Consider the following 13227-nt stretch of genomic DNA (forward strand, 5'->3'; position numbering starts at 1 on the left):
AGAGTGCCCCACTAACGTTGTTCCAGCTCATCCAGCTGCCCGTAAAGGTCGGCAATCTGGTGAATACGCTGGCGACCGTCACTTAATAATTGGTGCAATACGGCATTGGCCAGCAGGTTGATCAGACTGTTGGCTGCCGCATAGCTGTCAAAGGCCGACACGCTGTCCAGTGGGGCGCAGAGCTGCCAGCGCGCCAGCGCCATCACCGCCTGTGCCTGAGGCTCGCACAGCACCAGTGTTGGAATACCGTGATGCTGCAATTGCTGCAGCAGAGGCCGGATAATGCGTGGACGGCGGCGGAAAGCCATTACCACCACCATATCCTCCGGGGTAAGATCCACCAGCTCTTCAGACAGCGTCTGTCCTGGCTGCGGCAGCAGCTGAACCTGAGTCCGGGCCTGTAACAGCTGCTGGCGCAGATGCAGGGCAACCGGGTAGGCATTGCGCATGCCGATGATAAACAGGCGTTTACTGTTTGCCAGCGCCTGAACGACTTCACCAAAATGGCCGGCATCAACGTCGTTAACCCACCGGGTCAGGTTGGCCATTTCCTGTTTGTAATGGCGGGCCAGCAGCGTATTCCCCTGCACCGCATCGCGGTTGTCCGTCAGTGGCATCCCGCTCTGGCGCAGGGTTCGCAGCTCATCACGCATGTCTTTATATTTTTCATAGCCCAGGCGTTTAAACAGGCGGCTTACTGTGGCTTTGGACGCCCCGCTCAGGCGAGCCAGATCGGCACTGTTGTAGCTGATCAAATCATCGAAATGGTCGAAAACAAAATCAGCGATACGCTGTTCCTGCGGGGAAAGCTGCGCGTACTGACTGCGCAGGCGTTCATCAAGCTGCATCATGGTGTTTGACCCTGTAACGTTCGTTTCATCCTCAGGATGATATACAAATAACGTGCCTGTCTGTAGCAGGGGACGACGGCGGCGAAAAATCAGCAAACTTTTACCTCAAAACCGGAGCTGACCGACACATATTCAATTGGTAACAGCATGATGCTCGACAAACTGGAACGGCTATTGCTTTAGTCAACGCATCTGTAATCTGATTGATGGGAATGGAATGAATCAAAGCAATATGGCCCCTCTGGGGATGGCCGTGACGCCGCACCACCTGGCGAGTGAGAGCGCACTGGGTATTTTGCGAGAAGGCGGTAACGCGATTGAGGCGATGGTTGCCGCCGCCGCGACCATCGCGGTGGTTTACCCCCACATGAATGGCCTGGGAGGCGATGGTTTCTGGCTGATCGTCCCTCCCAAGGGTGATCCGGTGGCCATTGATGCCAGCGGGGCCGCCGGCGCGCTGGCTACGCCCGATTTCTACCAGGGCAGTAGCACCATTCCCCATCGCGGTCCGAAATCGGCGCTGACCGTAGCAGGGACAGTCAGCGGCTGGGCTGAAGCACTGACGATGTCACGGGAAATGGGCGGCGAGCAGCGCCCCCTGCCGCGCCTGCTGGCCGATGCAATCCGCTATGCCGCCGACGGCATTCCGGTCACCGCCTCTCAGGCTGATGCCACCGCCAGTAAACAGGCAGAGCTGATGCACCAACCCGGATTCGCGGCCACCTTTTTACCCGACGGCGAGGTTCCCCGCATCGGCAGCCGCTTCACCCAACCTGACCTGGCAAACACCCTGATTCATCTGGCGGAAGCGGGGCTGGACAGTTTTTATCGCGGCCCGCTCGCCCGACAGATGGCCACTGAAATGTCACGCCTGGGCATGCCCGTTACGCTGGAAGATCTGAACCGTCAGCAGGCAAAACGCCGCACGCCGCTGCGTATTCGCCACCAGTACGGTGACGTATTCAACATGACCCCGCCCACTCAGGGCGTGGTGTCACTGGCCATTCTCGGCATGACCGACCACCTTGAGATGGCGGATGCCGACGAAGCCCAGACTGTGCATCGCATTGTGGAAGCGACCAAGCTGGCCTTTGGCCTCCGCGACCAGTACATCACCGATCCCCTGCACATGCGTGAAGAGATGCAGACGCTGCTCGACAGCGATCTTCTGCGGCAGATGGCAGCACAGATCGATCTCAGTCAGGCGGCACCATGGGGCAGCGGTAAAGGGCCGGGAGATACGGTCTGGATGGGAGTGATGGACAGCAGCGGGCTGGCAGTTTCCTTTATTCAAAGCATATATCACGAGTTTGGCAGCGGCGTGGTCCTCCCCGGTACCGGTATCACCTGGCAAAATCGCGGCGCGGCCTTCAGCCTCGATCCCGACCATCTTCTGGCGCTGCTGCCCGGTAAGCAACCCTTCCACACCCTAAACCCTGCCGCTGCCAGGCTGAACGACGGCCGGACGATGGTTTATGGATCCATGGGAGGAGATGGTCAGCCCCAGACCCAGGCGGCGATATTCACCCGCCATGTGGTACAGGGCATGGGGTTACAGCAGGCCGTCAGCGCCCCCCGCTGGCTGCTTGGACGTACCTGGGGCCAGGCTTCCGATTCGCTCAAGCTGGAAGGCCGTTTTTCCACTGACACCGTTGCCACGCTCAGGGCGCTGGGACACGAGGTCGAGCTGCTGCCTGACTATAGCGAAGCCGTGGGTCACGCCGGGGCCATTGTCCGGCATATTAACGGGATGTTCGAAGGGGCATTCGATCCGCGCAGCAACGGCAGTGCGGCCGGGTTTTGACAGCATAAACAGGAGATGAGCATGACACCAACGACGCCCGACTGGGCAGACTATATCACCCAGATGGAGCAGGTGCTGGCGCTGGAAATTGACGATGCACGTCGTGCTGAACTGCGGGTGCAGTTCAGCCGTATTGCCGGAATGGCTGCTCCGCTGATGGCATTCCCGCTGGATGAGCGTCTGGAAGTGGCCGGAGTGTATAAAGCATGAATCTGGCCGCCCTTTCCATTGCCGAACTGACGCACGCGCTGGCCCGTGGCGATCTCAGCGCGCGCGAGATCGCCCGGCAAACGCTGACCCTGATTGAGCAGCATAATCCGACACTCAATGCCTGGACCCATATCACTCAGGATCGTATGTTGCAGGAGGCCGATCGCCTTGATCGCCTGAAACATCAAAACCAGTCCCTGCCAGCACTGGCCGGGATCCCCTACGCTGTCAAAAATCTGTTCGATGTCGCAGGGCACACCACGCTGGCAGGTGCCCGACTGTTCAGCGACCGTCCGGCGGCGCAGCAGGATGCATGGGCGGTACACAAGCTGGCCAGCTACGGGGGGCTGCTGTCAGGCATGCTGAATATGGATGCTTACGCCTACGGGTTCACCACGGAAAACACGCATTACGGTGCCACCCGCAACCCTCACGATCCGGCGCGGATTGCAGGAGGCTCGTCCGGAGGTTCCGCAGCAGCCGTCGCCGCAGGACTGGTTCACTTTTCCCTCGGCACCGACACCAACGGGTCGATCCGCGTCCCCGCTTCACTCTGCGGCATCTTCGGACTGAAACCCACGTTTGGCCGCCTGTCGCGCAGCGGCAGCCAGCCGTTTGTCGCCAGCCTCGATCATATCGGCCCGCTTGCCCGTCGCGTCAGCGACCTGACGCACGTCTACGATTTATTACAAGGTCACGACCCTGCTGACGGCTTCCAGGCCGATCGCCCTGTGCAAGCCGTCAGCCCGCAGCTGGAACAGGGCATTGATGGCCTGCGCTGCGGCGTGCTGGGAGGGTACTTTCAGCAGTGGTGCGATGACGATGCCCGTGCCGCAGTGGCACGGATCGCCGCCGCGCTTAACGCCCGCGAGGAGGTGGTGCTGCCGGATGCGGAACTGGCGCGAACCGCGGCATTTATTCTCACCGCGTCCGAGGGGGGGAATCACTACCTGCCCGCGCTACGCCACTCTCCGCAACGGTTTGAACCGCTGTCACGTGAGCGTCTGCTTGCGGGAGCGATGATCCCGGCGGCATGGTATGTGCAGGCGCAGCGTTTTCGTCGCCACTTCCAGCAACAGGTGCTGCCGATCTTTGAACAGGTGGATGTGCTGATTGCACCGGCGACACCGACCAGTGCGACGGTCATCGGCCAGGAGACGATGCGCATTAACGACACCGATCTGCCGATCCGCGCCAGTATGGGCATGCTGACCCAACCCATTTCATTTCTCGGCCTGCCGGTGACCACAGTTCCATTGCGTACCGCTCACGGCCTGCCCATTGGCCTGCAGCTGATTGCTGCGCCCTTTAACGAAGCCGCCTGTCTGCGGGTTGCCAGTGCGCTGGAGCAAATGGGCATCACGCAGGCGACCCCGGCCACGATGGAGCCACAACATGAACAGTGATGATATTGATCGTCCGACGATACTGGCTGAGGTCACCGCCGCTTTTTATCGTTACGAAGAGGCGCTGGTGAGCAATAATATCCCCGTGCTGGATGAGCTTTTCTGGCATGACCGGCGCACGGTGCGTCTGGGTGCCGGGGAGAATCTTTACGGTATTGATGCCATTCGCGATTTTCGCGCTTCACGCCCCTCCGCCGGCCTGGCTCGCCGTTTAAGAAATACGGTGATCACCACCTTTGGCGAGGACTTTGCCATATGCAGCACCGAGTTTACCCGTGAAAACAGCGACAGGATCGGCCGTCAGCAGCAGACCTGGGTGAAACTCCCCTGTGGCTGGCGCATCGTTGCCGCGCAGGTCAGTGTGATGAACTGATTGACGCCAAAGGTCTCCCTCAATTTTCTGTTACCGTAATTCTCACGGTGGTGCACGCTGACAGCCGATGATAAAACTCTCCTTCACTTATTCTTACAGGAGAGAAAGATGACGCTGTTAGCTCCCCTAAAAACCACCATGACAACCCCAGACGAGCCTCCTGCGGCAGACTGGCATCGTGAAGAAATAAAATGCGCTATACGACTGAAAGGTTATTCTATCGCCTCGCTGTCACGTGCCAACGGACTGGCTGGCGGCACGCTGGCTAATGCCCTGGCACGCCCCTGGCCGAAAGGAGAAAAGATTATCGCCGCACTGCTGGGACTTGACCCTGCGGATATCTGGCCAAGCCGATATGCAGCACGTAAAGAAAAAAAACATCGCCAGACAGTTTCCCAGAAAACCGTGCCATCAGGAGGGAAATGATGCCCCCTGATGGCGTCAAACTATCGCTCAAAAGGCATAATAGTTTCACACTGCTGAAAGATATTTTTGGGGATAAAATTATTAAACCCCTGTTCAATACAGTAATCAATTAGCCCACGTTTATTTCCAACCCCGGACTTCTTATAAATACGGCAAAGAATATCTTCAACCGTACGACTGGATACGCCAAGCGCCTTCTCGATCATTTTTGGCGTGAATGACTGACAGGTATAGAAAATAATGTCCCACTCTTTTTCAGTAAACTGGTTGCTGGGTGGCGTAAACACCAGTGAAGTGGGCATTTTTATTTTCGATAACCGTGTAATAAATACGGATTCAACCGGCCGACAGTGCGGGATGACGCCCAGCACATTCCCTTTCTCATCCATCAGTGGAATTTTGTCCGCATAATACGGTTGCAGATAATCCAATCCGTTAAATTTATGAATAACAATCGAGGTAACGCGATCGCGTACTTTCTCCACCATCCGGTCATGGTGTTGAAATTGTGCTTCAAATTCACTGATAGCCACCGGAAGCTCACCATCATAGCGCCCTTCTGGATTATAGCCCTCTGGCAAGCCGAGAAATTCACACAGCTTTTTATTCGCATACACAAATTGTGATTCTGAATTTTTCACCCACCAGGGCTCGCGACTGTTTTCCCAGAATTTAACCAGCGGTTTAATGATCCTGAGAATTTCACTGTCCTTTTTTTCTTTATTCATTTCGTAGTCCCTTAACAATCACTCACGCAGTATGGCTTAGAATAACTTCATCCATTATTCCAGATAGCGTCATAAGCGAAACGAGATAAACCTTATTTTTGTATCAATATAAATCCATTTTTCAGGGGGGATGAAACTGGGCGAGGGTGATCCTCGCCGCAGGGATTACAGCGTGGGGGCAGGATGTGTTGTGATCCAGTGGTCGGCGATCTGCTGTCGGGTACAGATCCAGACGCGATCATGCTGCTGGATATAGTCCAGAAAACGTTGCAGTGCGCGGAAACGGCCAGGGCGCCCCAGCAGTCGGCAATGCATGCCAATCGACAGCATCTTCGGCGCCTCATTCCCTTCTTCATATAACACATCGAAACTGTCTTTCAGATAGGTATAAAACTGCTCTGCGGTGTTAAAGCCCTGTGGCGTGGCAAAACGCATATCATTAGTTTCAAGCGTATAGGGAATAATAAGATGGGGTTTTACTGTCCCGTCCTGGCAGGTGATCTGAGTCCAGAATGGCAGGTCATCACCATAGTAATCGCTGTCATAGGTCAGCCCGCCCTGCTCAACCACCAGCCGCCGCGTGTTGGGGCTGTCCCGCCCGGTGTACCAGCCAGTGGGCGTTTTACCGAACAAATCCGTCAGCGTATCAAGCGCCTGTTGCATATGCTGCCGTTCAGTTTTTGCATCCATTCCCTGATAGTGGATCCAGCGCCAGCCGTGGCTCACCACATCATAATCCGCCGCTTTAATCGCCCCGACGATCTCCGGGTGCCGTGCCAGCGCCATCGCTACGCCGAATACGGTTAACGGCAGATTCCGCTTCTGAAATTCATTGTGGATACGCCAGAAGCCGGCACGGGAGCCGTATTCATACAGCGAGTCCATCGACATATGACGCTCAGGGTAACTGGCAGCACCTATAATATCGGAAAGAAACTGCTCGGAGCCTGCATCACCATGCAGTACGTTATTTTCTGCACCCTCTTCATAATTGAGGACGAACTGCACGGCGATCTTCGCCTTACCCGGCCAGGCCGCATGAGGAGGCTGACCCGCGTAACCGCGCAGATCGCGCGGGTAGTTCTTGTTGAAGCTGTACTCTTTTTTTTCCGAAGTATTACTCATCGTCTCAGTCCTTAACGTCGCAAAACAAAGGGGACCCGGCTTTTAGTTTAGGCGCTCAAACTGACCAGACAGATTTTTTCGCACCGGATAATCCAGATCGCCATGCTTGCTGGTGCCAAGGCCCAGTGCCACCAGCGACTCCACCATCTTTACCGCCGCCGTAACGCCGTCTATCACCGGCACTCCAAGCTCACGCGTCAGCGCCTGTGCCAGATCGGCCATACCACCGCAGCCCAGTACGATGGCACCACAGCCATCCTCACGTTTTGCCTGTATACAACGCTGACGTACTTTTTCCTGAGCCAGCCCGCTGCCGTCTTCCAGCGCCAGCACGGGAAGATCAATGGCGTGCAGTGCCGCACAGTGATGTTCAAAGCCATACTGCTGCAGCAGGTGACGGGCAATAATCAGCGTTCGTGGCAGTGTGGTGACGATGGAAAAGCGTGTCGCCACCAGCGTGGCCATATGCATGGCCGCTTCAGCAATGCCGACCACCGGCCCCTGCGCCACCTCGCGTGCAGCCAGCAGCCCCGGATCGCCGAAGCAGGCAATAACATGCCCGCACACGCCCTGCTCACGTCCGATTTTAATCTGCTCCAGCACGCCAATCGCGGCAATCGCCTCATCGAAATGACCTTCAATGGAAGGCACGCCCTGGGTCGGGCATACCGCCAGGATCTCAGTGTTCGCTGCGGCTACCGTCCTTGCCGCTGCAGCGATCGTCTCCGTCATCGCCAGGCTGGTGTTAGGATTGATGACCTGAATGACCTGCTTGCTACCCATCATCTATGCTCCTTTCGAGGCAAACAGCCGGGAGAAGTCCGGCAGTGTTTCACCACTGCGTTCAAAGCGCAGACTGGCGACAATATGATTAAAATGTTGCCGTAGTGAGTCAGCCAGTCTGGTCAGTGAGTTTTCCCGTAGCAGGCGCACTAACTGATCATGGTCGTCACAGCGGCAACCCTGCTGCCACGGAGCGCCGTAGGCCGCGACCACCAGCGAAGAACGCTGGGTCAGGCGCGTCACCATTTCGGTCAGTACCTGGTTACCGGATATCGCCTGTAGCTGAATGTGGAACCCCGCAGAGAGACGGATTGCCGCTGCCCCATCGTGCTGCTCATGCGCTTGCTGCTCCTGGCGATTTATCTTTTCCAGCGCGGCCAGATGGGGAGCCTGACAGTGTTTCAGGACGTCAGGCAGGTTGGCACATTCAATCAGACTACGGGTGCGAAAAATATCCTGCGCTTCCTCTACTGTTGGTGTGGCGACCTGTGCACCACGTTTGGGCGTCAGGGTGATCATTTGCACTGCGGCGAGGCGCTGTAGCACCTTGCGAATCCCGGTACGGCTGACGCCAAACACTTCTGAAAGCGCCTCTTCCGGTAATTTGCTGCCCGGTGGTAACTGATGTTCGACAATAGCGGTCATCAGTGCCTGGTAGATAGGCTCATCCTTGTCACTCAGGTCGGAGGCCGTTTTCAGCCCAATTTCACTCTTCATTCCTTACTCCGGTCATCCTCATTTCCGCCCACAATCGTACACAGGATTGCTAATTTTTGTATACATGAAATTCTATTCTGGCCTGGATCCTGCAATACCTCTCTTAACCCGGTTTATTGATTGCTGTATTCACAGGAGCAGGTTTCATGCCAAACACTCAAGGTTCTTCCCAGGCAGCGCCGACAGACGCCGCTGCACACTACAGCCCGCGGCTGTGCAACGAGGATCTGGCCCCGACACGTGACCAGAACTGGAGCTGGTACAACATCTTTTCTTTCTGGATGTCGGATGTACACAGTATGGGCGGCTATGTGGTGGCAGCGAGCTTCTTTACGCTGGGTCTCGCCAGCTGGCAGGTACTGCTCTGTCTGCTGGTAGGTATCTGCATTGTGCAGGTCTGTGCCAATCTGGTGGCCAGGCCGAGCCAGATGGCCGGCGTCCCTTATGCGGTGATCTGCCGCCAGGCGTTTGGCGTCTTTGGTGCCAATATTCCGGCGGTCATCCGTGGGCTGATTGCGTTTGCCTGGTATGGTATTCAGACCTATCTGGCGGCCAATGCGCTGATGCTGGTCTCGCTGAAGTTCTGGCCCGCTCTGTCGTCCCTGACACACGCCTCCTGGCTGGGTCTGTCACAGCTCGGCTGGATATGCTTCGGCATTATGTGGCTGCTGCAGGCGATGGTATTCTGGCACGGCATGAACGCGATTAAGCGTTTCATCGACATTGCCGGCCCGGCAGTCTACGTGGTAATGGTGGCGCTGGCAGGCTGGATTGTATACAAAACCGGTTTTGACGGCATTTCCTTTACGCTGGCGAGTAAAGCCCTCTCCGGGGGGGAACAGGCCTGGCAGATGCTGACCGCCACTGCACTGGTCGTCTCCTATTTCTCCGGCCCGCTGCTCAACTTTGGCGACTTCTCCCGTTACGGTAAGAGCATGGGTGAGATCCGTCGTGGTAACCGCTGGGGCCTGCCGTTTAACTTTCTGCTGTTCTCGCTGGTCACGGTGGTGATTGTATCCGGTACGCAGTCCCTGTTTGGACGCATGATCACTGACCCGATTGAAACTGTCAGTATGGTGGGTAACGATCTGGCAGTGGCGATTGGCCTGCTGACCATGATCACCGCCACCATCGGCATCAATATCGTGGCGAACTTCGTTTCCCCGGCGTTCGATTTTTCTAACTGCTCGCCGCAGAAAATTAGCTTCCGTACCGGCGGGATGATCGCAGCGGTCGGTTCCGTGCTGCTGACGCCATGGAACCTGTTCCAGTCACCCGAGCTGATCCACTACACACTGGACGTACTGGGCGCGTTTATCGGGCCACTGTTCGGCATCCTGCTGGCGGATTTCTATCTGATCAAACGCAGCCAGATCTCCGTAGATGACTTGTTTGATGCGACACCGAAAGGTAAATACTGGTATCGCGGTGGTTTTAATCCGAAAGCGATTGTGGCGCTGCTGCCGTCGGTGGCGATTGGCCTGGTGATCAGCTTTATTCCGTCGCTGCATGCGGTGGCAAACTTTAGCTGGTTTATTGGTGTGGCGCTGGGTGCGGGTAGCTATCGCTGGATTGCCCGGGGTGACGTGGCAGATCTTCCATTAAAAGGGTATAGCGGAAAAGTCGTGATGCAGAAAGAGTCCTGACAGAGAAAACGAAAAAGGCCGATTCTTTCGAATCGGCCTTTCTCTGAATGTTTGGCGGAACGGACGGGGCTCGAACCCGCGACCCCCTGCGTGACAGGCAGGTATTCTAACCAACTGAACTACCGCTCCACCGATGTTCCCCGTCGGGAACGAGGCGAATATTACGGGGCAGGCCGAACTTCGTCAACGCTTTTTACAGGGAAATATCTCAACTGCTCTCTTTTTCACCGTAACGCAGTTTTCATCCGCATTTTAATCACTTATCAATCACTGGCTTCAGCCGGACGCCATAAACAGCTGCCCCCTTTTTTCTGCACAAGGTCCAGACGCGACTCGTGTGCAGCAAGCTCCTGTTCGGTGGCACGCACCACACGCAGGCCGGATGCCGGACGCGCGATACGGTGAATAGTCTCCCCCCCTTCCTGCTCTTCACGATCGCCTTCCATGGAAAAGGTCAGTGAGGTCTGCCCGCCGGTCATGGTCAGGAAGACTTCCGCCAGAATTTCGGAGTCAAGCAGTGCGCCGTGCAGCGTACGTTTACTGTTGTCTATTTCATAACGAGAACAGAGCGCATCCAGGCTGTTACGCTTGCCGGGGAACAGCTTACGCGCCATAGCCAGGCTGTCGGTGATCTGACAGAAGGTTTCTGTTTTCGGAATGCCACGCTGGAGTTTAGCAAACTCGTAGTCCATAAAGCCGATATCGAACGAGGCGTTATGGATCACCAGTTCCGCGCCGTCAATATACGCAAGGAAATCATCTGCGACCTGCGCGAAGGTGGGCTTATCCAACAGGAATTCATCCGCAATACCGTGAACGCCGAACGCTTCCGGATCAACCAGTCGATCGGGTTTCAGATAAACATGGAAGTTATTGCCGGTCAGGCGGCGGTTGATGACCTCAACGGCACCAATTTCAATAATCCGGTGACCTTCATAATGGACACCGATCATGTTCATACCGGTGGTTTCGGTATCGAGAACGATCTGTCGCGTGGTATTTACTGTGCTCATAGGACCCGTTTATGGCAGACTTGGCGTTTTTACTTCAGGGAGTCTACCAGAGATGCTTAAGCAGGTAGAAATTTTCACCGACGGATCGTGCCTTGGCAATCCGGGTCCCGGGGGATTTGGTGCCATTATGCGCTATGGCAAACACGAGAAAATTTTCAGCGCAGGCTTCCACCTGACCACCAATAATCGCATGGAAATGATGGCGGCCATCGTCGCCCTGGAGGCGCTGACGGAGCCCTGCGCGGTGGTGCTCAGTACCGACAGTCAGTATGTGCGCCAGGGGATCACCACCTGGATCCATAACTGGAAAAAACGCGGCTGGAAAACCGCCGATAAAAAACCGGTGAAGAATGTCGACCTGTGGAAACGGCTGGATGAAGCCCTCAGCCATCATCAGATCGTCTGGAAGTGGGTTAAAGGTCACGCGGGGCATATCGAGAATGAGCGCTGTGATGAACTCGCGCGCGCAGCCGCCGGTAACCCGACGTCTGACGATATCGGGTATCAGGCCGGGGCGTAATCGCGGGCTGGCCTGGAAAGAAGGTCAGCCCCTACAATGAAACAAGACATTTTCCTGCATCTGCTGGTTTCGGGCTTACCGTTCTTACCGTTCCCGTTCTTCTCTGAACTGGCTGGTCACCCCAACGGCCTGGAGTTGTCGCTTGCTGGCGCTTTTCTTCGCGGGATTACGCGTCAGAGGGAACGTTCGTTTACGTGCAACGATCAGATTAAGACAGCCCAGAGCCGGTAAATGTGTGCTAATCATCCTGCCCCCCTGACGGTTCCACGGCAGTACCTGAAAACGGGTGCGCTGCATCACTTCATAATTGAGCAGACTGAGCCAGTCCAGCAGGCGCATCTGGGTAAACATTCTGCTGTTCCAGGGAACGCGTCGATGCAATCCGGGTATAAGCTTTCCTATCCCGAGCACGCTGAACAGGTTAAAACCGCTGATGATCATCCAGCCGTCATCGATCAATACCCGATCGACTTCGCGCAGGATGCGGTGTGGGTCACTGCTCCACGCCAGCGTATGCGCCAGCAGGCAGGCATCGACCGACTTTGACTCGAACGGCAAACTAAGGGGATCCCCCCTGACCTGTAACGACCCGCCGCCCAGCCCGACGTTCACCTGATGGGAAATAGCGCAGCACTCCGTATCAATCTCCGCACTCAAACTGCCTATCTTCAGCAGATGGAAGCCATAGAGTTTACCGAGGCAGGGGCGCAAATGGTGAGACAGTGCGTCACGATAAAATTCACCACAGGGGATCTGTGACCAGGACTCGGGTATCTGGCGGAATTGGCGTGTTTTAGCAGGCTTCATGCTTTACCATCTTCTTTCCCTTCGAGCATCCAGGAGTGACAAAAATGAATCTTACCAGTATTCCCGCCCTGCAGGATAACTACATCTGGACCTTAAATGATGATGCCGGTCGCTGTCTGATTGTTGACCCTGGCGAAGCGGGCCCGGTACTGCGCGTGATGGAGAAAAATCAGTGGCAGCCGGTTGCCATTTTGCTCACCCATCACCATCAGGATCATGTGGGGGGCGTGGCCGAACTGGTGTCCCGCTTCCCGCACCTGGAAGTCTATGGCCCGGAAGAAACCCGCTCTAAAGGAGCGAAAACCATCGTCGGAGAAGGGGATACCCTGTCCGTTTTAGGTCAAGATTTTACGATTTACGCTACACCCGGCCACACTTTAGGACATATCTCATATTTCAGCTTCCCTTACCTTTTCTGCGGGGACACCCTTTTTTCTGGCGGTTGCGGAAGGCTTTTCGAAGGTACCGCAAAGCAGATGTTTGATTCTTTTCAAAAGCTTAACCAGCTACCGGAAGAAACTCTGATTTGTTGCGCGCATGAATATACGTTATCTAATTTAACCTTTGCGCAGGCGGTTTATCCACAAAATGCCGAAATAGCTCGCTACTATCGAGAAATTAAGGAGTTACGCGCAAAAAACGGCATTAGTTTGCCCACAAAACTGGCTCAGGAGCGTAAAACAAATCTTTTCCTGATGACAAAAGATGTTGAATTACAAAGAAAAATTGGGATAGAAACAACTCCGCAACATGAATGGCAGGTATTTGCCGCTCTACGCGAGAAGAAAGACGCTTTTTGATTTTATAGGTTGTGTTGT

General features: G+C 55.6%; 15 protein-coding genes and 1 tRNA gene. 8 read left to right on the top strand and 8 right to left on the bottom strand.

Annotated elements, in window-relative coordinates; translation table 11 throughout:
• Positions 1–11: 11 nt before the first annotated feature.
• Positions 12–851, bottom strand: coding sequence for a MurR/RpiR family transcriptional regulator HpxU (gene hpxU / locus K6L24_RS16970; RefSeq protein ID WP_062749263.1), 840 nt, complete (start codon positions 849–851; stop codon positions 12–14).
• A gap of 217 nt (positions 852–1068) precedes the next feature.
• On the opposite strand from hpxU, the gene K6L24_RS16975 reads away from it, so the two are divergent.
• The 5 genes from K6L24_RS16975 to K6L24_RS16995 all read left to right on the top strand — a co-directional run bounded on the left by K6L24_RS16975 (position 1069) and on the right by K6L24_RS16995 (position 5070).
• The gene (locus tag K6L24_RS16975; protein WP_062749261.1) at positions 1069–2655 is read left to right on the top strand and encodes a gamma-glutamyltransferase family protein; all 1587 of its coding nucleotides are present in this window, start codon (positions 1069–1071) and stop codon (positions 2653–2655) included.
• Between the two features lie 21 nt (positions 2656–2676).
• Positions 2677–2865, top strand: coding sequence for an oxalurate catabolism protein HpxX (gene hpxX / locus K6L24_RS16980; RefSeq protein WP_062749259.1), 189 nt, complete (start codon positions 2677–2679; stop codon positions 2863–2865).
• Positions 2862–4271, top strand: coding sequence for an AtzE family amidohydrolase (locus K6L24_RS16985; RefSeq protein ID WP_191928337.1), 1410 nt, complete (start codon positions 2862–2864; stop codon positions 4269–4271). The genes hpxX and K6L24_RS16985 overlap by 4 nt, the downstream gene beginning before the upstream one ends.
• Positions 4261–4644, top strand: a complete 384-nt coding sequence (gene hpxZ, locus K6L24_RS16990; protein WP_062749255.1) for an oxalurate catabolism protein HpxZ — start codon at positions 4261–4263, stop codon at positions 4642–4644. Before K6L24_RS16985 ends, hpxZ begins: the two co-directional genes overlap by 11 nt.
• A gap of 108 nt (positions 4645–4752) precedes the next feature.
• Positions 4753–5070: a helix-turn-helix domain-containing protein gene (locus K6L24_RS16995; RefSeq protein WP_306304618.1), complete on the top strand. Its 318-nt coding sequence runs from the start codon at positions 4753–4755 to the stop codon at positions 5068–5070.
• A 20-nt stretch (positions 5071–5090) separates the two neighbouring features.
• Here the strand turns inward: K6L24_RS16995 and K6L24_RS17000 are convergent, their stop codons facing one another.
• The 4 genes from K6L24_RS17000 to K6L24_RS17015 form a co-directional block, all read right to left on the bottom strand.
• Complete coding sequence (locus tag K6L24_RS17000) at positions 5091–5798, bottom strand: helix-turn-helix transcriptional regulator (RefSeq protein WP_187509892.1); 708 nt, start codon at positions 5796–5798, stop codon at positions 5091–5093.
• Between the two features lie 165 nt (positions 5799–5963).
• Positions 5964–6923, bottom strand: a complete 960-nt coding sequence (gene puuE, locus K6L24_RS17005; protein ID WP_062749251.1) for an allantoinase PuuE — start codon at positions 6921–6923, stop codon at positions 5964–5966.
• A 42-nt stretch (positions 6924–6965) separates the two neighbouring features.
• Positions 6966–7709: an allantoin racemase gene (gene hpxA, locus K6L24_RS17010; protein WP_062749250.1), complete on the bottom strand. Its 744-nt coding sequence runs from the start codon at positions 7707–7709 to the stop codon at positions 6966–6968.
• Positions 7710–8423 (bottom strand): GntR family transcriptional regulator, encoded by a 714-nt coding sequence (locus tag K6L24_RS17015; RefSeq protein WP_222681670.1) that lies wholly within the window; start codon positions 8421–8423, stop codon positions 7710–7712.
• Between the two features lie 146 nt (positions 8424–8569).
• Between K6L24_RS17015 and K6L24_RS17020 the strand changes: the two genes are divergently transcribed.
• Positions 8570–10069, top strand: a complete 1500-nt coding sequence (locus K6L24_RS17020; protein WP_062749248.1) for an NCS1 family nucleobase:cation symporter-1 — start codon at positions 8570–8572, stop codon at positions 10067–10069.
• A 52-nt stretch (positions 10070–10121) separates the two neighbouring features.
• Here the strand turns inward: K6L24_RS17020 and K6L24_RS17025 are convergent.
• Positions 10122–10198: transfer RNA gene (locus tag K6L24_RS17025), tRNA-Asp, on the bottom strand.
• 134 nt (positions 10199–10332) lie between these two features.
• A complete protein-coding gene (dnaQ, locus tag K6L24_RS17030) occupies positions 10333–11082 on the bottom strand; it encodes a DNA polymerase III subunit epsilon (protein ID WP_062749247.1) in 750 nt (249 codons plus the stop codon).
• Here dnaQ and rnhA point away from each other — a divergent pair.
• Complete coding sequence (gene rnhA, locus K6L24_RS17035; RefSeq protein ID WP_161975977.1) at positions 11033–11602, top strand: ribonuclease HI; 570 nt, start codon at positions 11033–11035, stop codon at positions 11600–11602. The two genes, dnaQ and rnhA, sit on opposite strands and share 50 nt — an antisense overlap.
• 84 nt (positions 11603–11686) lie before the next feature.
• Here the strand turns inward: rnhA and K6L24_RS17040 are convergent, their stop codons facing one another.
• Positions 11687–12409, bottom strand: a complete 723-nt coding sequence (locus K6L24_RS17040; protein ID WP_062749242.1) for a class I SAM-dependent methyltransferase — start codon at positions 12407–12409, stop codon at positions 11687–11689.
• A 44-nt stretch (positions 12410–12453) separates the two neighbouring features.
• Here K6L24_RS17040 and gloB point away from each other — a divergent pair, with 44 nt between their 5' ends.
• Positions 12454–13209, top strand: coding sequence for a hydroxyacylglutathione hydrolase (gene gloB / locus K6L24_RS17045; RefSeq protein ID WP_118664586.1), 756 nt, complete (start codon positions 12454–12456; stop codon positions 13207–13209).
• The last annotated feature ends 18 nt before the right edge of the window (positions 13210–13227 follow it).

It is taken from the genome of Erwinia persicina (genome assembly GCF_019844095.1).
Classification (GTDB): Bacteria; Pseudomonadota; Gammaproteobacteria; order Enterobacterales; family Enterobacteriaceae; genus Erwinia; species Erwinia persicina.